The 17,772-nt window shown below is 71.5% G+C and carries 16 protein-coding genes and 1 pseudogene; 12 read left to right on the top strand and 5 right to left on the bottom strand.

Annotation, left to right across the window (positions count from 1 at the left end; translation table 11 throughout):
• Positions 1–224, top strand: a pseudogene (locus tag ACMA1D_RS21805) (hypothetical protein); the annotation flags it as partial.
• On the opposite strand, the gene ACMA1D_RS21800 reads toward ACMA1D_RS21805, so the two are convergent.
• Positions 221–2,047, bottom strand: a complete 1,827-nt coding sequence (locus ACMA1D_RS21800; RefSeq protein WP_414725696.1) for an MFS transporter — start codon at positions 2,045–2,047, stop codon at positions 221–223. The pseudogene ACMA1D_RS21805 and the gene ACMA1D_RS21800 overlap by 4 nt on opposite strands.
• A 751-nt stretch (positions 2,048–2,798) precedes the next feature.
• On the opposite strand from ACMA1D_RS21800, the gene ACMA1D_RS21795 reads away from it, so the two are divergent.
• The 3 genes from ACMA1D_RS21795 to ACMA1D_RS21785 all read left to right on the top strand — a co-directional run bounded on the left by ACMA1D_RS21795 (position 2,799) and on the right by ACMA1D_RS21785 (position 7,610).
• Positions 2,799–3,587 carry an ABC transporter ATP-binding protein gene (locus tag ACMA1D_RS21795; RefSeq protein WP_349995821.1) on the top strand — a complete coding sequence of 263 codons (789 nt, stop codon included), beginning with the start codon at positions 2,799–2,801 and terminating at the stop codon, positions 3,585–3,587.
• A complete protein-coding gene (locus ACMA1D_RS21790; protein ID WP_414725695.1) occupies positions 3,584–6,169 on the top strand; it encodes an ABC transporter permease in 2,586 nt (861 codons plus the stop codon). The genes ACMA1D_RS21795 and ACMA1D_RS21790 overlap by 4 nt, the downstream gene beginning before the upstream one ends.
• Positions 6,170–6,695: 526 nt before the next feature.
• Positions 6,696–7,610 (top strand): NAD(P)-dependent oxidoreductase, encoded by a 915-nt coding sequence (locus tag ACMA1D_RS21785; protein WP_414725694.1) that lies wholly within the window; start codon positions 6,696–6,698, stop codon positions 7,608–7,610.
• Positions 7,611–7,818: 208 nt separating this feature from the next.
• On the opposite strand, the gene ACMA1D_RS21780 is transcribed toward ACMA1D_RS21785, so the two are convergent.
• The 4 genes from ACMA1D_RS21780 to ACMA1D_RS21765 form a co-directional block, all read right to left on the bottom strand.
• A complete protein-coding gene (locus ACMA1D_RS21780; protein ID WP_414725693.1) occupies positions 7,819–8,220 on the bottom strand; it encodes a DUF3592 domain-containing protein in 402 nt (133 codons plus the stop codon).
• Positions 8,221–8,321: 101 nt separating this feature from the next.
• Entirely contained in the window at positions 8,322–8,519 is a 198-nt protein-coding gene (locus tag ACMA1D_RS21775) for a DUF397 domain-containing protein (RefSeq protein WP_414725692.1), read from the bottom strand.
• A 124-nt stretch (positions 8,520–8,643) separates the two neighbouring features.
• Positions 8,644–8,847 carry a DUF397 domain-containing protein gene (locus ACMA1D_RS21770; protein ID WP_414725691.1) on the bottom strand — a complete coding sequence of 68 codons (204 nt, stop codon included), beginning with the start codon at positions 8,845–8,847 and terminating at the stop codon, positions 8,644–8,646.
• Complete coding sequence (locus tag ACMA1D_RS21765) at positions 8,844–9,671, bottom strand: helix-turn-helix domain-containing protein (RefSeq protein WP_414725690.1); 828 nt, start codon at positions 9,669–9,671, stop codon at positions 8,844–8,846. Before ACMA1D_RS21765 ends, ACMA1D_RS21770 begins: the two co-directional genes overlap by 4 nt.
• A gap of 177 nt (positions 9,672–9,848) precedes the next feature.
• Between ACMA1D_RS21765 and ACMA1D_RS21760 the strand changes: the two genes are divergently transcribed.
• The 8 genes from ACMA1D_RS21760 (at position 9,849) to mfd (ending at position 17,198) form a co-directional block, all read left to right on the top strand.
• Positions 9,849–10,064 carry a hypothetical protein gene (locus ACMA1D_RS21760; protein ID WP_414725689.1) on the top strand — a complete coding sequence of 72 codons (216 nt, stop codon included), beginning with the start codon at positions 9,849–9,851 and terminating at the stop codon, positions 10,062–10,064.
• Positions 10,064–10,375: a hypothetical protein gene (locus ACMA1D_RS21755; protein ID WP_414725688.1), complete on the top strand. Its 312-nt coding sequence runs from the start codon at positions 10,064–10,066 to the stop codon at positions 10,373–10,375. The genes ACMA1D_RS21760 and ACMA1D_RS21755 overlap by 1 nt, the downstream gene beginning before the upstream one ends.
• The gene (locus ACMA1D_RS21750) at positions 10,372–10,893 is read left to right on the top strand and encodes a hypothetical protein (RefSeq protein ID WP_414725687.1); all 522 of its coding nucleotides are present in this window, start codon (positions 10,372–10,374) and stop codon (positions 10,891–10,893) included. The genes ACMA1D_RS21755 and ACMA1D_RS21750 overlap by 4 nt, the downstream gene beginning before the upstream one ends.
• Before the next feature lie 193 nt (positions 10,894–11,086).
• The gene (locus ACMA1D_RS21745) at positions 11,087–11,887 is read left to right on the top strand and encodes a MerR family transcriptional regulator (RefSeq protein WP_414725686.1); all 801 of its coding nucleotides are present in this window, start codon (positions 11,087–11,089) and stop codon (positions 11,885–11,887) included.
• 83 nt (positions 11,888–11,970) lie between these two features.
• A complete protein-coding gene (locus ACMA1D_RS21740; RefSeq protein ID WP_414725685.1) occupies positions 11,971–12,792 on the top strand; it encodes a hypothetical protein in 822 nt (273 codons plus the stop codon).
• Positions 12,789–13,151, top strand: a complete 363-nt coding sequence (locus ACMA1D_RS21735; protein WP_414725684.1) for a hypothetical protein — start codon at positions 12,789–12,791, stop codon at positions 13,149–13,151. The genes ACMA1D_RS21740 and ACMA1D_RS21735 overlap by 4 nt, the downstream gene beginning before the upstream one ends.
• On the top strand, positions 13,144–13,407 hold the full coding sequence (locus tag ACMA1D_RS21730) for a hypothetical protein (RefSeq protein ID WP_414725683.1): 264 nt from the start codon (positions 13,144–13,146) through the stop codon (positions 13,405–13,407). The genes ACMA1D_RS21735 and ACMA1D_RS21730 overlap by 8 nt, the downstream gene beginning before the upstream one ends.
• Before the next feature lie 227 nt (positions 13,408–13,634).
• The gene (gene mfd, locus ACMA1D_RS21725; RefSeq protein WP_414725682.1) at positions 13,635–17,198 is read left to right on the top strand and encodes a transcription-repair coupling factor; all 3,564 of its coding nucleotides are present in this window, start codon (positions 13,635–13,637) and stop codon (positions 17,196–17,198) included.
• Positions 17,199–17,772: the final 574 nt, after the last annotated feature.

Below are 17,772 nucleotides of genomic sequence, written 5' to 3'. Positions count from 1 at the left end.
CCCCCGACCCGCGCGCCCCCGACCCGCGCGCGGCCGGCTCCGCGGCGGCTGACCCGCACGCGGGGGAGACCGCGGTGGCCGATGCGGTGGGCGTCGTCGGCCGCGCCGCCAAGCCGGGCGAGCCCGCCGCCGCCCGCCCCGCCACGCCACGCAGGATCGGCGACGAGGAGGAGACGATCGAGGTCGAACTCCCGGTCCCGCCGGTGGAGTCCAGGACCTCCTAGGCGGATCCCTCGCCGGGTACGGACTCCCTGCCGGGCACGGGGTCCCTGCCGGGTACGGGCGCCTCGCCGGGCACGGGGTCCCTGCCGGGCACGGGGTCCCTGCCGGGTACGGGCGCCTCGCCGGGCGCGGGGCCCCCGCCCGGCGCAGGTGCCTCACCCGCCGCCGGTGCCTCGTCGGTCGCCGGTCCAGACGCCGGTCCAGACCCGGGCTCCTCCTCGTACACGGGGAAGACCCGCGGGGCGAGCAGCAGCAGGACCAGGACCGTGAGGGCGGCGGCCACCGCGGCGCCCAGGTAGACGTAGTCCACCGAGTCGTCGACCGCGCGCCGCAGGTAGTCGGCGGCTTCGGCGGAGAGTTCGCCGGGGTGTTCCAGCGCGCGCGAGACCCCGTCCAGGTCACCCGGCAGGTCGCCGCCGAGCGATCCGGGGGCGTCGGAGAGCCGGGCGGCCATCGTCGCGTTGGCGACCGCCCCGAACAGCGCGGCCCCCACGCTCTGCCCGACCTGTCGGCAGAAGAGAATCGAACCGGTCGCCGTCCCCCGTTCCGACCAGCCAACCGACGACTGCACGGCGATGATCAGCGGGAGTTGGAAGATGCCGAGCGCCGCGCCGAGCAGCAGCATGATCAGCGCCGGCTGCCAGGCCGAACCCGGATAGGGCAACAACAGGAACGCGCAGAGGATCAGCGCCGCGAGCCCCATGCCCAGCATGGCGCTCTGTCGGTGGCCGATGCGCAGGTAGACCCGGTTGCTCAGGGCCGCCGATATCGGCCAGCTCAGCGTCATCACCGACAGCACGAAGCCGGCGGCGGTGGGCGAGAGGCCGAGCACCGACTGCGCGTAGGTGGGCAGGAAGACGGTCGGGGCGATCATCAACAGGCCGAGCCCGCCGAGTGCCAGGTTCACCGCGGCGATGGTCCGCCGGCGCCACACCCAGCCCGGGATGATCGGCTCCGCCGCGCGCCGCTCGATGGCCACCGTGACCGCCCCGCACACCACGGCCGCCGCCAGCAGCGTCAGCGACGGCGTCGACCACCACGACCAGGCCACCCCGCCCTGCACCAGCGCGGTCAGGAGCAGGCTCCCGCAGCAGAAGATGCCGAGCGCCCCGGCCCAGTCGACCCGCGGCCCGGCCCGCTTGCCCGTGCCCGCCGCGTCCCCGGCCGGCGCCGTACGACGCGCACGCTCCGGACGCTCCGTACGGGCCGGCTCCTGGAGGTGACGGACGATCAGCAGCAACGCGACGGCGCCCACCGGCAAGTTGACCAGGAAGATCCAGCGCCAGTCGGCGTAGCTGGCGATCAGGCCGCCGAAGGCCGGGCCGACGACTGACGAGGTGGCCCAGACGGTGGAGAGCCTGGCCTGGATCTTGGCGCGTTCGCGGTGCGGGTAGAGGTCGGCGGCGATGGTCTGCACGGTGCCCTGCAACGCCCCGCCGCCCAGGCCCTGCACGATGCGGAAGGCGATGAGGCTGGCCATGTTCCAGGCGGTGGCGCACAGCAGCGAGCCGACCAGGAACAGTGCGATGCCCACCAGCAGTACGGGCTTGCGGCCGAAGGTGTCCGACAGCTTCCCGTACACCGGCAACGTCACCGTGACCGCCAGCAGGTAGCCGGAGAACAGCCAGGAGAAGACCGAGAAGCCGCCCAGGTCGCCGACGATCTGCGGGACGGCCGTGGAGATGATCGTGGAGTCCAGCGCGGCGAGCGCCATCGCCAACATCAGGGCGGCGACGACGGGTCCGCGGCGGTCGGCGGTCGGCTCCGCCGGGTCGGTGGCCTCCGGTACGGGCGGTCGTTCCGTATCGCCTGTGGTGCCCCCCACTGTGCTGCCCCCTGCTCCTCCACCGTTCGTTGTAGCCTCCACCCTTCCACGCGACGGGACGCGGGCGATACCGGCCGGCCCACGCCTTGGGACGGGGGCCCGTGGTGGCTGGTTTCCCCCTGTCCGATGGGGAGTGGGATGGCGTGAACGCTGCGGTCAGGGGGTGTTGGGGGAGCGGCGGAAGCGGCGGGAGTGACCGGCGAGGGGGCGCGACGCGGGGTACGGGGCCGGCCGGCGGGCCCGCGCCCACACCCACGTCCGAGCCCACTCCACGCAACGCCCACACCCACATCCGCACCCAATCCAACTCCCACACCCAACTCCCCGCCCCGTACGCCCCCGCCGCCCCCCGTAGGGAACCCCGACCCGCGCCCGAGGGCCGCCTCGGGGTGGCGAATCCTGTCATGGCCGCGCTCATACCGGGCCCGTACGCATCCCGCGCCGGATCGTCCGTGCGCACCGCCGTGCCGCGGGGCGACACCCCCGCCCGCCCGCACCCTGAGACCGCGGGTGCGGCGGCGGGCCGGCCCCCTAGGGGATGCGGTGCCCGGCCCCCCACTCCGCGTTCGTCCCGACGGATGACGAGGTCAGAGCCCTGTTCTCCCTAGGGTTGGTGGAGGCGGCAGGACCCCGATGGTGGGGTTAGCCCCAGGGTGGATAGGGCGCTGAGCACCATCGCGGCCACGCCCTCGTTCGACGAGTCTTAAGTACGCGGCAGGGACCGCTCAGGACACCGATTGAGGAGAAGACCGTGACGACGGCTGTATCGATTCCGAGGACCGGGGGCAGCGGAGGGCATACGGCCGTTGCCGCGCGGGGACGCCAGGTGGTCAAGGCGTACGGGGCGGGTGAGACCCGAGTGGTCGCGCTCGACCACGTCGACGTGGACATAGCCAGGAGCCAGTTCACCGCGATCATGGGCCCGTCCGGCTCCGGCAAGTCCACCCTGATGCACTGCCTGGCCGGCCTGGACACCGTCTCCTCCGGCCAGATCTACATCGACGACACCGAGATCACCGGGCTCAAGGACAAGAAGCTGACCCAACTGCGGCGCGACCGCATCGGGTTCATCTTCCAGGCGTTCAACCTGCTGCCCACGCTGAACGCGATCGAGAACATCACGCTGCCGATGGACATCGCGGGCCGCAAGCCCGACCGGGCCTGGCTGGACCGCGTGGTGGAGACCGTGGGTCTGGCCGGCCGGCTCAAGCACCGCCCCAACCAGCTCTCCGGCGGCCAGCAGCAGCGCGTGGCCGTCGCCCGCGCCCTCGCCGCCCGGCCCGAGATCATCTTCGGCGACGAGCCGACCGGCAACCTCGACTCCCGCGCCGGCGCCGAGGTCCTCGGCTTCCTCCGCCGCTCCGTCGACGAACTCGGCCAGACCATCGTGATGGTCACCCACGACCCGGTGGCCGCCTCGTACGCGAACCGGGTGCTGTACCTGGCCGACGGCCGGATCGTGGACGAGATGTACCACCCGACCGCCGATTCGGTCCTGGAGCGGATGAAGCACTTCGACGCGCGCGGGCGTGTGTCATGACCGTCTTCAAGACCTCGATGCGCAACTTCTTCGCGCACAAGGGGCGGATGGCGCTCTCGGCCGTCGCGGTCCTGCTGTCGGTGGCGTTCGTCTGCGGCACGCTCGTCTTCACCGACACCATGAACGCCACGTTCGACAAGATCTTCTCGGCCACCGCGCCGGACGTGAACGTCAGCCACAAGGACGCCCCCAAGGGCGACGACGTGCAGCGCACCCGCAAGGTGCCCACCATCCCGGCTACCAAGGTCGCCGAACTCGCCAAGGTCAAGGGCGTCAAGGCCGCCAGCGGCGACGTCACCTCCACGTCCATCACGGCCGTGGACATGGACAACAAGAAGATCGCGCTGGCCGACGGAGCGCCCTCGGTCGCCTCCAACTGGGACGCCAACGAGACCAAGTCGAGCAAGATCTCCTCCGGGCGTGCCCCGCGCGGTCCGACCGAGATCATGGTGGACGCCGACACGGCGGACAAGAAGCACCTGGACATCGGCGACAAGGTACGGATCATCGCCGTGCCCGGTGACTTCACCGCCACCATCACCGGCATCGTCACCCTGGACGTCACCAACCCCGGCTCCTCACTCTTCTACCTGGACGACAAGTCGGCCCAGCGCCAACTCCTGGGCGCCGACGACGCGTACACCTCCATCGCGCTGACCGCCGCCCCCGGCGTCAGCAACGAGGACCTCAAGCAGACCGTCATCGCCAGCCTCGGCGCCGACAAGGACCACCTGCGGGTGCTCACCAAGGCCGAGACGAAGGCGGAGAACAAGGACGACCTCGGCTCGTTCCTGGACGTCATGAAGTACGCGATGCTCGGCTTCGCCGGGATCGCCGTCCTGGTCGGCATCTTCCTGATCGTCAACACCTTCTCGATGCTGGTCGCCCAGCGGACCCGCGAGATCGGCCTGATGCGGGCCATCGGCTCAAGCCGCCGGCAGGTCAACCGCTCGGTGCTCTTCGAGGCGCTGCTGCTCGGCATCGTCGGCTCCATCCTGGGTGTCGCCGGCGGCATCGGCCTCGCCATCGGCCTGATGAAGCTCATGGGCACCATGGGCCTGAACCTGGACACCTCCGAGCTGACCATCAAGACGGCAACGCCCGTCGTCGGCCTGGTCATCGGCGTGCTGACCACCGTGGTCGCCGCGTACATCCCGGCCCGGCGGGCCGGCAAGATCTCCCCGATGGCCGCGCTGCGCGACGCCGGCACCCCGGCCGACGGCCGCGCCGGCAAGGTACGGGCCGTGCTCGGCCTGCTGCTGACCGGCGGCGGCGCCGCGGGCCTGGTGATGGCCGCGGGCGCCGACACGGCGAAGGACGGGGCGAGCTTCCTCGCCGTCGGCCTGCTGCTGACCCTGATCGGCTTCATCGTGATCGGCCCGCTGCTGGCCGGCGTGGTGGTCCGGGTGCTGAGCGCGATCCTGCTGCGGGCCTTCGGCCCGGTCGGCCGGATGGCCGAACGCAACGCGCTGCGCAACCCGCGCCGCACCGGCGCCACCGGCGCGGCCCTGATGATCGGCCTGGCCCTGGTCGCCTGCCTGTCGGTGGTCGGCTCCTCGATGGTCGCATCGGCCAGCGACGAACTCGACAAGTCGGTGGGCGCGGACTTCATCGTCCAGCCCGACAACGGCAGCATCAAGCCGCAGGTCGAGCAGGCCGTCAAGCGCGCCAAGCACCTCGACCACGTCAGCGACTACAAGATCCTCGAAGGCGCCACGATCACCACCCCGGCGGGCAAGAAGGTCAAGGAGGACCTGGACGCGGCGAGCCTGAGCTACGCCGAGGACCTGCGCTCCCCGGTGATCGAGGGCAAGCTCGCCGACGCGTACGGCAAGAACGCGATCGGCGTCCCGGAAGGCTTCGCCAAGGACAACAAGATCCGCATGGGCGACGTGCTCACGGTCCGCTTCGCGGAGAGCAAGCGCACCGCCAAGCTGACGGTGAAGGTCATCACCTCCGAGGACACGGCGTTCAACAAGGGCGCCCTGTACATCGGCGTCGAGACCGCGCAGGACTACGTCTCGCCGGACCAGATGCCGCAGAACATCATGATGTTCGCGGTGGCCAAGGACGGCCAGGACCGCGAGGCGTACGCGTCGATCAAGGCCGAACTGAAGGGCTACCCGGACGTCACCGTCCGCGACCAGGCCGACTACAAGAAGCTGCTCGAAGACCAGATCGGCCAGTTGCTCAACCTGGTCTACGGCCTCCTCGGCCTCGCGATCATCGTCGCCATCCTCGGTGTGGTGAACACCCTGGCCCTGTCGGTGGTCGAGCGGACCCGCGAGATCGGCCTGATGCGCGCCATCGGCCTCTCCCGCCGCCAGATGCGCCGCATGATCCGGCTGGAGTCGGTGGTCATCGCCCTCTTCGGCGCCCTGCTCGGCCTCGGCCTCGGCATGGCCTGGGGCATCACGGCCCAGAAGCTGCTGGCCCTTGAGGGTCTGAAGACCCTGGAGATTCCGTGGCCCACGATCGGCACGGTCTTCGTCGGCGCGGCGGTGGTCGGCCTGCTGGCCGCCCTGGTCCCCGCGTTCCGGGCCGGCCGGATGAACGTCCTCAACGCCATCGCCACCGATTAGCCGGGCCGGCGCCGGGCGGGCCCCCGCCCGGCGCCGACCCTCCGGAGTCATCCGGTCCCCTTCCAGATGACCCCGCGGGCGCCGCCCCGAGCGCCGCCCACCAGGTCCGCCCCGCACGCGGCGGCGAACCGCAGGGCCGCGCCCCCTCAACCCGGGGCGCGGCCCCCAAGAACCGGCCGTACGGCCCGGCGAAACCGTCCCCCGGTGAGCCGGCCGTACGGCCACCAGACGGCGGGTGCCATGGGGATGGTCCGCCGCCGCGGCGGTCACCTCGGAGGCCATCCCGAGGTGGCCGCCGCATTTTCTTTTTGGGTGCGGGGTGCGTGTGCGGGTCTCCGTACGGGGCGGGGCCCCGGGGCCGGGCGTCGGTGGCCACGCCCCGCCGGGCCGAGCGGAACCGCAGGGCGAGCCCCCACAAGCCCGCCCGCCCGCGCCCAGCAGCCCACCGGCCCGCTGCCGGGTTGCTGCCGGTCGGGGCCCGCGCGCCCCTTGCCCTGGAGCCCGCTCGAAGTCCTACCGTGCCCCCATGACCGAGACGATCACGACCGAGACGGCCCCGCCACAGCAGCTCACCGTGGCGGTGCTCGGCACCGGCACCATGGGCGCGCCGATGGCCCGTAACCTCCTTACGGCCGGTGGGTTCGCCGTACGGGTGTGGAACCGCACCCGCGCCAAGGCGGAGCCGCTGGCGGCGGACGGCGCGAGCGTGGCGGACACACCGGCGGCGGCGGTGGAGGGCGCGGACGTCGTCCTGACGATGCTGTACGACGGCGACGCGGCACTGGAGGCGATCCGCGCCGCGACGCCGGCGCTGCGGCCCGGCACGCTGTGGCTCCAGTCGAGCACGGTGGGCGTGACGGCGATCGGGGCGCTGGCCGAGCACGCGGCGCAACACGGCCTGACCTTCGTGGACGCGCCCGTACTCGGCACCAAACTCCCCGCGGAACAGGGCGCGTTGACGATCCTGGCGGCCGGCCCCGCTGCCGTACGGGCCCAGGCCGAACGGGTCTTCGCGGCCGTCGGCCAGCGCGTCCTGTGGGTCGCCGACGACGGTGCGATGGGCGCGGCGAGCGCGCTGAAACTGGTCGTCAACAACTGGGTACTCACCCTCATCAACGGCGCCGGCGAGTCCCTGGCCCTGGCCCGTGCCCTCGGCGTCGACCCGCAGTCCTTCCTGGACGCGGTGGCGGGCGGCCCGCTGGACTCCGGCTACCTGCGCATGAAGTCGGCGCTCATCCTGGCCGACGACTACCCCGCGAGCTTCACGGTCTCCGCGGCCCGCAAGGACGCGACGCTGATCGCGGAGGCCGCGGCCCGCGCCGGCGTCCGCCTGGACCTGGCCGAGGCAGCGGCCGAACGCCTGCGCCGCGCGGAGTCCCAGGGCCACGGCGCGGAGGACGGGGCGGCGGCGTACTTCGCGAGTTTCCCGGGGGAGGGGTAGGGGGCCGGGCGCGCGGGCCCGTCGTACGAGGTGGTGTACGGGCCCGTCGTCGTACGAGGCCGTCGTACGGGGCGGGCGTACAGGGCCGTCGTACGGGGCCGTCGTACGGGGCGGGCGTACAGGGCCGTCGTACGGGGCCGTCGTACGGGGCGGGCGGCGCGTCCGGCGGCGCGGCGTACGAGGGCGGGGCGGCGGGCTCGGTGGCGGCTCAGCCCCCGTCGGAGAAGGCCATCTGGAACACCGCGACGCCCAGCGTCGCGGTGAACCCCGCACTGACCACGAGGGGAACCGCGAGTCCGAGGAAGCTCCGCAGGGACGGCAGGTCGATGCGTGCGCTGTCCGGCGAGTCGGGAAGGTAGTGCACGCGCACCTTTCCCCCGACGGGCAGCCCCCTGACCCCGGACGCCCACCGCTCGAACTCGTGCGAACGCCCCTGCGCGTCAACGAACCCGACGACCGCGAAGCGCGACACACCCTCTTCCTTGACCTCTTCACGGTGCCGCACCACCACCCCCTCGACCCGCACCCCGTCCCGCCGGAGCCGCCGCCTGAGCACGACCTCGTAAACGCTGCGCACGAACACCGAGAAACTCGCCAGCAGAAACGCCACGCCTAACCACATGGTTGTGCCCCCGCTCTCTACGTCGTCCTCTCTGGAGGACGTTGCGGGGAGAGGGGAGGGTTCCTGGCGGGGTGGGTGCGGTGGCGGGGTCAGGCGTTGAAGTCGCCGGCTTTTACGCCCGAGACGAAGGTGTTCCACGCGGTGATGCCGAAGGCCAGGGTGGGCCCGTGCGGGTCCTTACTGTCGCGGACGGGCACGGTGCCGGTCGTGGCCGCCCGCGCCGGGGCCCACTCGATGCAGTTGCCGCCGTTGTCGCTGTAGCTTGACTTGATCCATCCATCGGTCATGAGGCACGACCCTTCTGGTTGGGGTTACTCAACTCTGCTACAGCACGCGCGAGGTGGGCTAGTACGCCAAGGCCCCCGACCGTTGGGAGCGCGGTCGGGGGCCTAGGCGTACGGGGCGGCGGGGTCAGGCGTTGAAGTCGCCGGCCTTCACGCCTGCCACGAACGCGGTCCATGCGGTGGTGCCGAACGCGAGGGCCGGACCCTGAGGGTCCTTGCTGTCGCGGACGGGCACGGTGCCGTGCGTGGCAAGGTTGGCGGCCACCTCGACGCACTGTCCACCGTTGGAGCTGTAGGAGGACTTGGTCCAGCGGGGGGTGTCGGTCGTCATGGGGTGCCCTTTCGTAACTGGTTGATCATGGCCACGGAATCGGCCTGGGACAGGGACTCAGCCTGGAGTTGATGGTAGTCCGCGAGTGTGGCCATCACGAGGCCCGCTTCCCGCTCCAGATGCCCCTGTGCCTGCGACTCCGCGTACGCAACCACATTCCGGTCCGGAAGCGTCAACAGCGTGATCGGCAGGTTGAACGGCCGCAACTCGCCCATGATGTACGGGGCTACTTGCAGCATGGTGTTCGGCAGTGTGGCGAACGTCGCAACGTGGTCGAGCTGTTCACGCATGACCTTCTCACCCCCGACGGGGCGACGGATGCAGCTCTCGTCTAACACCACAATCATCGTGGGCGGGTTCGGCCGCTGCACTGCCGCCTGCCGCCTCGCAAGGAACGCGACTCGATCATCGGCCTGTTCCGGAGTGATGTTGCCCCGTCGCACATCGCCTTCCGCGATGGCGCGGGCGTACGCGGGTGTCTGGAGCAACCCCGGAATGATGCCGATCTCGAACAGTCGGATTTCCGCTGCCCGCCTCTCGTGGGCGACGCAGGCGGGAAATCCCTCTATGAGCGTCGTGTGGCGCACCGCCTTGCTGTGCCGCTCGAACAGGTCCCCGGTTCCCATGGCCTTGTCGAGGCCACGAGCAAAACGGAGAGTGGGGGGCCGTCGGCCAGTTTCGACGGCCGAGATGTGCGTTCCGGAGCACCCGGCGCGCTCGCCGAGTTCGTCCTGTGTCCACCCTCTTTCGTCCCGCATCCTGCGGACGAGAATTCCGAATCGTGCACTGGGTGATCCCTCAGGATCTACATCCTTCCGATGCATGCGCAATCGCCTCGATCTCCGAGCAGCAATAGCAAGTTGAAGACGCTTTGACTCTAGGGGACGCTGACTCATCTCGGTAGTCGGACCGCTACGGAGAGGAACGTGCGTTCCCTTTCGGCCGCCGAGCCTCGAACACGGAGACGATCAACTGCCTTTGCTGGAAAGGGAGATGGGGTCATGGCGGAACATTTGATGAGGTTGCGCGTATATCGCCGCCGCCTAGGCGAAAGCGGACCGCCCGACCCGGAAGCCACGGTCGTCACCGTGACCTCCGTCGACAGCGACCAGACATGTGCCGACGCCTTCCGCGAGGCGGTCACCGGCGCCTGGCCTCCGTGCCGTTGCCCGCAGCACCGCAATCAGCCCAACAAGACGCTGACCGGGGGCGCTTGATGGACGGCACTCACCGCGTCCTGATCATGGGTACCCCGCTGCGCTTCTTCCTCAGCTTTGGCGAGGACGGCACATGGTCTCCCGTGACGGACGTCGAGTTCCACGACGCGTACCAGAAGTCGATGTTCGATCCGGACGCGTTGCGCAGCGACGTCCTGTGCCCCAACCGCCTTCGCGCGGAGTACGAGACCGTCGAGGGCTGGTGCTGGTCGGACGGTCGGGCCGCGTACGGGCTCATCACCCTCGACGACCGGGTGCCCCGATCCTGCGCCGGACTGCAAGCCCTCACCCACGGAAGCGAAGCCGCGTGAAACTCGTACACCCCCTGAACGCCCCCCACTCACCCAACCCCCACCGCGAGATCTGGGTGTTCCTGCTGGTCCGCTGCCCGGTGGAGAACCCCAAGTACTTCGCACCGCTTGGCATGTGGCCGCGCGTACTCCAGGTCGTACGCGACGGCTGGGCCTGCCCGCCCGGCGTCATCGTCCGGCCCGGGGAGTCGATCCCTGCCGCCGCCCGCCGCGTCGCCGACGCGCTCGGCATCACGCTCCCCAAGGAACCCGCGCTCCTCGCCGTCGACCAGCAACCCGCCATCGAGGGCGAACAGGACGAAGAACTCGCCTTCATCCTGGACGGCGGCAGCGCCCCCGAGGACGCCTTCGCCAGCCTCCCCCGCGACGAAGTCGACGTCGAATGGTCAGCGGTGGAAAACCTCGAACGCGTCGCCCTCGTCCACGCCCTCCGCACCCGCCTCCTCGCCGTCGAACCCGCCCTCCTCGTCGAAGGCATGCCCGTGCCGGGCCCGGGCCGGGACAAACGCAAGAGGTGAAGACGGTGACTGGCCCTCTCTCCGCACGGCAGGGGGCCAGGCTGCGAAGCGGGCGACCGGGAACCCCCGGGCGGGCCACCGCCCCGGCCCCGCCCGCAGCCGGCCGCCAGCCGGCACCCCCACTCACCAGAACCGACCACCCACCACCACAACCGCTTGACCTTGTCGTAACGGCAACGTTTCTACTGGCGCCATGAGAATTGGAGAGCTCGCCGGCGCAGTCGGCATCACCACCCGCGCAGTGCGGCACTACCACCGCATCGGACTGCTGCCCGAGCCTCCTCGGCAGTCCAACGGATATCGCGAATACACGCTGCGGGACGCCGTCGAACTGGCCCGTATTCGCCGGCTGACCGATCTCGGGCTGAGCCTGGACGAAGTGAAGGCCGCCGTGGCGGATGACGCGGGCAAGGACCTCGTCGAGATCCTTGCCGAATTGGATGCGGACCTGGCCCGCCAGGAGAAGGAGATCCAGGAGCGGCGTAACCGCCTCGGCTCGCTCCTCCAACAGGCCCGGCAGAACGGACAGTTGCCCGCCGAGACGCCCGTCTCTCCCGCACTTGCCTCCCTCTTCGAAGGCATGACCCGTGCCGCAGCGCGGTTGCCGGGGCCGGAGCCCGCGATGGCGGCCAAGGAGCGGGAGTTGCTCGCCCTGCTGGAGACCGGTGCGCCGGCCCGGGAGCGCGACTGGCTCCATGCCATGGGGCAGGGGATGAGTGCCGACGCCGAGGCCATGGGGCGCGCCTACGCGGTGTACGCGCGGATGGACGCGCTGGCGGGGGCGGCCGAGGACGACCCACGGGTGGAGGAGACCGCCCGGGCCCTCGTCGAATGCATCCCGGACGAGGCGGTGCGGGCGATGACCGCTGCGGGAGGCGAGGGCGGATCGACTGCGGCGGGCGGTTTCGCGGACGCCCTCTTCGCGGAGTTCGCGCCCGCCCAGGCGGCGGCCGTACGCCGCGCCATCGAGTTGTTCGGCGAGCGTGCGGGGTGAGGGCGCTGAGGCAGGCCGTGCGTGCGGGCTTCGCCGCGGTCGCGGCGGGTGAACTCGCGCTCCTCGGGTGCGTGGTGGGCGGAGTGCCCGTCCCCCCGGCCGCGCGGCTGGCGGTGGAACTCGCCGTGATCGCCTTCACGGCCGGGGCGACCACGCTCCTCTTCTTCGACTACCGGCGACACCGCCGGGGCGGGCTCGACGGCCGCCCCGCGTTCCTGGCCGCGGTTGCCGACGGCGTCCCCGCCCCCGTGCGCAGGTTGATCGGCCACGAAATCGCGCTGGTCAGCAGCTTCTTGCGCTGGGTGTCCCGCCGGGGGCCGCACGGCGTCCACAGCGGCGACCATGCCCTTCCGTACGCGCCGGCCCAGGCCGCGACCCTGTACGGCGTGTTCTTCGTCTGCGTCGTCGAGACGGTCGCCCTCGCCCGCGTGATCCCCTGGCCGGTGGTGCACGCCGTCACCCTCGTCCTCGACGTCTGGGGCTGCTTCTTCCTGCTCGCCCTGCACGCGTCGTGCGTGGTCCGGCCGCACGTGCGGGGAGCCGACGGCTCGCTGCGCCTGCGCTACGGCGCTCTGCTGGACATCCGCATCCCCGCCGATCGCATCGCAGCCGTCCGCCTCGACCGGACCTACCCCAACGGCCCCCTCGCCGCACCGGACGAGAACGGCGTGGCCGACGTGGCCGTGGCCGGCCTGACCACGGTGATCGTCGAGCTGACCGAGCCGGTCCCGTACGTACGCGCCCTCGGCCGGCGCGCCGAGGCCCGCGCCTTCCGCTTCTACGCGGAGGACCCAGCCTCCGCATTACGGGCGATCTTGCCGGGGGTGCCAGAAGCGTCTGGAACTCCCCGCCAGGTGGTGGGTACCCCGTACGGTGGGTCGCAGAAGTCACAGGAGGACCCATGACGACACAACCGGTGTGCCCCGAAGGCGAGGCCCTGATCCCGCGGCCGGAGAGAACGTTCCCGGCGCTCCGGGCCGCGCTGGCGCGCGTAGCACCCACGCGGCTTCCTGAGATGACGACGGAACGTGACACCGTCTTCACCATGGCCACCCGGGCCAACAGCTTCGGCCCCATCGCCATGTACCAGCTCAAGTGGGCGACGATCATCGAGGTCGAGCGGTTTCCGGACATCGCACGGCGGCTGCATGCGGCTGAAGATGCCGTGCAGTCACTGGACCGCGACGATGTGGCATGGCGCGCGGCCATGAACGAGATCCGAGCCATCATGGACGCTGCGAGGGCTCGGGTGACCAATGGGTGATTGGGGCTGGGAGTACGACCCGGATGCGCATCACGTCATCGGGGACACACCGGACCTGGCGTTCATCGCCCAATTGGAGGAGCGCGCAGACGAACTGGTCCGGGCCGCGGCTGCGCTGCACCTCGACGGTGTCAACCACCAGGGGCGTTCGGTAGGTCTCCAGGAGGAGATCCTGCCCGGAGGCATGTTCCAGTACCTGACAGTGGTACGGCTGGAGCGCCTGTATATCGTGCAGGTCATCGCTTGGCCACTGTGATCCTGGGGCGTCCAGAAGGCTCGCCCTTCTGTAGGTGACCCGAGCCAAGCCATTTCGCCCGGCCCCGCGCCCAGCGGTACGCGTGGAGCGTTGTCACACCCCCGTCGTACTCTGAAGGCATCCCGGCTTCGCCGGATTCCCCGCCGTGGGTGGGGGGTCCGCTCTGGCCCTCCTTGAGGCCGCGCCGGGCCGTTCGCGTTGTCCAGCCCCGGGACGGGAAGCCCTAGATGAGCCTGCACGGTCTGCTCGATGCCGTCGTCCACGATCCCGCGCTCGCCGAGGCGGTGCGCGCGGCCACGGACGGTCACCGGATGCACCTCGACCTGGTGGGGCCGCCCGCCGCGCGGGCGCTCGCGGTGGCCGCGCTCGCCCGTTCCGCCGGGCGGCCGGTGCTCGCCGTCACCGCGACCGGGCGGGAGGCCGAGGACCTGGCCGCCGCCGTCCGGTCGCTGATGCCCGCGGGCGCCGAGCACAGCGTCGCGGAGTACCCCTCCTGGGAGACGCTGCCGCACGAGCGGCTCTCGCCGCGCTCGGACACCGTCGGGCGGCGCCTCGCCGTGCTGCGCCGGCTGACCCACCCGGCCGCCGACGACCCCACCGCAGGCCCGGTCAGCGTGGTCGTCGCGCCCATCCGCGCGGTGCTCCAGCCGCAGGTCAAGGGGCTCGGCGAGCTGGTTCCGGTGGCGCTGCGCAGTGGGCAGAGCGCGGATCTGGGGGCCGTGGTCGACGGGCTGGCCGCCGCCGCGTACGCCCGGGTGGAACTGGTCGAGAAGCGCGGTGAGTTCGCCGTGCGCGGCGGCATCCTGGACGTCTTCCCGCCCACCGAGGAGCACCCGCTGCGGGTGGAGTTCTGGGGGGACGAGGTCGAGGAGATCCGGTACTTCAAGGTGGCCGACCAGCGGTCCCTTGAAGTGGCCGAGCACGGGCTGTGGGCGCCGCCCTGCCGTGAGCTGCTGCTCACCGAGGAGGTGCGGGAGCGGGCCGCCGCGCTCGCCGAGTCCCATCCCGAGCTGGGCGAACTCCTCGGCAAGATCGCCGAGGGGATCGCCGTCGACGGCATGGAGTCGCTGGCCCCGGTGCTGGTGGACGAGATGGAGCTGCTGATCGACGTGCTGCCCGCGGGCGCGATGGGCGTGGTGTGCGACCCGGAGCGGGTGCGGACCAGGGCGGCCGACCTGGTCGCCACCAGCCAGGAGTTCCTGGCCGCCTCCTGGGCGGCGTCCGCCGGCGGCGGCGAGGCCCCCATCGACCTGGGCGCGGCGTCCCTGTGGGGCATCGCCGACCTCCGCGACCGGGCCCGCGAGCTGGGCATGATGTGGTGGTCCATCTCGCCGTTCGCCGCCGGTGACGGCGAGTTCGACGCGGCCGGCGACGGCCCCGGCGGCGACACTCTCACCCTCGGGATGCGCGCCCCCGAGCTGTACCGGGGCGACATCGCCCGCGCGCTCGCCGACACCAAGGGCTGGCTGTCCGACGGCTGGCGCACGGTCTACCTCACCGAGGGCCACGGCCCGGCCTCGCGCACCGTGGAGGTGCTGGGCGGCGAGGGCATCGCGGCCCGGCTCGACCCGGACCTGGGGGAGATCGCACCGTCGCTGGTGCACGTGTCCTGCGGTGCGATCGAGCGCGGCTTCATCGACCAGGGCCTCAAGCTCGCGGTGCTCACCGAGACCGACCTGACCGGCCAGAAGGCGGCCGGCAAGGACGGCGCCCGGATGCCCGCCAGGCGCCGCAAGACCATCGACCCGCTCACCCTCCAGGCCGGCGACTACATCGTGCACGAACAGCACGGCGTGGGCCGCTACATCGAGATGGTGCAGCGCACCGTGCAGGGCGCCACCCGCGAATACCTGCTGGTGGAGTACGCGCCGGCGAAGCGCGGCCAGCCCGGCGACCGACTCTTCGTCCCCACCGACCAGTTGGAGCAGGTCACCAAGTACGTGGGCGGCGAGGCGCCCACCCTGCACCGGCTCGGCGGCGCCGACTGGACCAAGACCAAGGCGCGGGCCAAGAAGGCGGTCAAGGAGATCGCCGCCGACCTGATCAAGCTGTACTCGGCACGGATGGCCGCCCCCGGCCACACCTTCGGCCCGGACACCCCCTGGCAGCGCGAGTTGGAGGACGCGTTCCCGTACGCGGAGACGCCCGACCAGCTCACCACCATCGCCGAGGTCAAGGAGGACATGGAGAAGTCGGTCCCGATGGACCGGCTGATCTGCGGCGACGTCGGCTACGGCAAGACGGAGATCGCGGTGCGGGCCGCGTTCAAGGCGGTGCAGGACGGCAAGCAGGTCGCCGTGCTCGTACCGACGACGCTCCTGGTGCAGCAGCACTTCGGGACCTTCACCGAGCGGTACGGGCAGTTCCCGGTCAAGGTCAAGGCGCTGTCCAGGTTCCAGACCGAGACCGAGGCGAAGGCCGTACTCGAAGGGCTGCGGGACGGCTCGGTGGACATCGTCATCGGCACGCACCGGCTGTTCTCGGCCGAGACCAAGTTCAAGGACCTCGGTCTGGTCATCGTCGACGAGGAGCAGCGGTTCGGCGTCGAACACAAGGAGCAGCTCAAGAAGTTGCGGGCCAACGTGGACGTGCTGACCATGTCCGCCACGCCCATCCCGCGCACCCTGGAGATGGCCGTCACCGGCATCCGCGAGATGTCCACCATCACCACCCCGCCGGAGGAGCGGCACCCGGTGCTGACCTTCGTCGGCCCGTACGAGCAGAAGCAGATCGGCGCCGCCATCCGCCGCGAACTGCTCCGCGAGGGCCAGGTCTTCTACATCCACAACCGGGTCGAGTCCATCGACCGGGCCGCCGCCAAGCTGCGCGAGATCGTGCCCGAGGCGCGCATCGCCACCGCACACGGGCAGATGGGCGAGAGCGCCCTGGAGCAGGTGGTGGTGGACTTCTGGGAGAAGAAGTTCGACGTGCTGGTCTCCACCACCATCGTCGAGTCCGGCATCGACATCTCCAACGCCAACACCCTGATCGTCGAGCGCGGCGACAACTTCGGCCTCTCCCAGTTGCACCAGCTCCGCGGCCGGGTGGGCCGCGGTCGCGAGCGCGGCTACGCGTACTTCCTGTACCCGCCGGAGAAGCCGCTGACGGAGACCGCGCATGAGCGCCTCGCGACCATCGCCCAGCACACCGAGATGGGCGCCGGCATGTACGTGGCGATGAAGGACCTGGAGATCCGCGGCGCGGGCAACCTGCTCGGCGGCGAGCAGTCGGGTCACATCGCGGGCGTCGGCTTCGACCTGTACGTACGGATGGTCGGCGAGGCCGTCGCCGACTACCGGGCGACCCTGGAGGGCGGCGTGGAGGAGGAGCCGCCACTTGAGGTGAAGATCGAACTGCCGGTGGACGCGCACGTCCCGCACGACTACGCGCCCGGCGAGCAACTGCGCCTCCAGGCGTACCGCTCGATCGCCTCGGCCAACTCCGAGGAGGACATCACCGCGGTCCGCGAGGAGCTCACCGACCGGTACGGGCCGCTGCCCGAGCCGGTGGAGAACCTGCTGCTCGTCGCGGGTCTGCGGCTGCTGGCCAGGGCGTGCGGGGTCAGCGACATCACGTTGCAGGGCAACCAGGTGCGCTTCGGTCCGGTCGAGCTGCGCGAGTCGCAGGAGCTGCGGCTGAAGCGGCTGCACCCGCGCGCGGTGCTCAAGCCGACGGCCCACCAGGTCTTGGTGCCCCGCCCGACCACCGGCAAGATCGGCGGCAAGCCGGTCGTCGGCCGCGAACTCCTCGCCTGGACGGGGGAGTTCCTGACCACGATCCTCGGGTCGTAGCCGCCGCCCTGCGGCGCCCTGCGGGGTGGCGGGGCCGTGCCTCGGGGGTTGCGGTCGTATGCCGCGGCGGGCCGGCGCGCCACTGTCCCGTGCCTCGGGGGTCGCTGTCACGCCCCGCGGGAGGGGCCCGCGCGTTGCTTTGGCGTGCGGGCCACCGCGTACGAGCTCCCGGGGCGGGGCCCGACTGACTGTGGCCTGCGGTGTATGGGCCCCGGCCGCGAGTGAGCTCTCGTGTATGGGCCCGGCTGCGTGTGGCTTGCGGTGTGCGGTCCCGGTCGCGTACGGCCTGCGGTGTGCGGCTCCCCGGCCGCGTACGGTCGCGGGCGTTGCGGTCCCGAGGGGGGCGAGCCCCAGGCGACGGGGTGAGCCCCAGGCGTCGGGGTGAGCCCCAGGCGTCGGGCCGAGCGTGACCTCAAGTGGCCCGACGCCTGGGAGCGTTGGCCCGCCCCGGGGTGGGGCGGGGACGTGCGGTGGTGCCGGCGGGCGGGGCGGGCGGCGGTGCTGGTCGGTGGGGAGGCCGCGGGCCCTGGCCCCGCTGGCCGGTGGCGGGCCCGCCCCGGTGTCCCGCGGCGGG

The organism is Streptomyces sp. 796.1, from assembly GCF_047525675.1.
Lineage (GTDB): Bacteria > Actinomycetota > Actinomycetes > Streptomycetales > Streptomycetaceae > Streptomyces.
The sequence above is the reverse complement of the archived record's forward strand: the minus strand, read 5'-3'. Positions and strand labels throughout refer to the sequence as shown.

Excerpts from the sequence above, each read along its gene's own strand:
- ACMA1D_RS21790 (WP_414725695.1), top strand. The coding sequence starts at position 3,584 with ATGACCGTCTTCAAGACCTCGATGCGCAACTTCTTCGCGCACAAGGGG.
- ACMA1D_RS21785 (WP_414725694.1), top strand. The coding sequence starts at position 6,696 with ATGACCGAGACGATCACGACCGAGACGGCCCCGCCACAGCAGCTCACC.
- ACMA1D_RS21775 (WP_414725692.1), bottom strand. The coding sequence starts at position 8,519 with ATGACCGATGGATGGATCAAGTCAAGCTACAGCGACAACGGCGGCAAC.
- ACMA1D_RS21770 (WP_414725691.1), bottom strand. The coding sequence starts at position 8,847 with ATGACGACCGACACCCCCCGCTGGACCAAGTCCTCCTACAGCTCCAAC.
- ACMA1D_RS21765 (WP_414725690.1), bottom strand. The coding sequence starts at position 9,671 with ATGCATCGGAAGGATGTAGATCCTGAGGGATCACCCAGTGCACGATTC.
- ACMA1D_RS21760 (WP_414725689.1), top strand. The coding sequence starts at position 9,849 with ATGGCGGAACATTTGATGAGGTTGCGCGTATATCGCCGCCGCCTAGGC.
- ACMA1D_RS21755 (WP_414725688.1), top strand. The coding sequence starts at position 10,064 with ATGGACGGCACTCACCGCGTCCTGATCATGGGTACCCCGCTGCGCTTC.
- ACMA1D_RS21745 (WP_414725686.1), top strand. The coding sequence starts at position 11,087 with ATGAGAATTGGAGAGCTCGCCGGCGCAGTCGGCATCACCACCCGCGCA.
- ACMA1D_RS21735 (WP_414725684.1), top strand. The coding sequence starts at position 12,789 with ATGACGACACAACCGGTGTGCCCCGAAGGCGAGGCCCTGATCCCGCGG.
- ACMA1D_RS21730 (WP_414725683.1), top strand. The coding sequence starts at position 13,144 with ATGGGTGATTGGGGCTGGGAGTACGACCCGGATGCGCATCACGTCATC.
- mfd (WP_414725682.1), top strand. The coding sequence starts at position 13,635 with ATGAGCCTGCACGGTCTGCTCGATGCCGTCGTCCACGATCCCGCGCTC.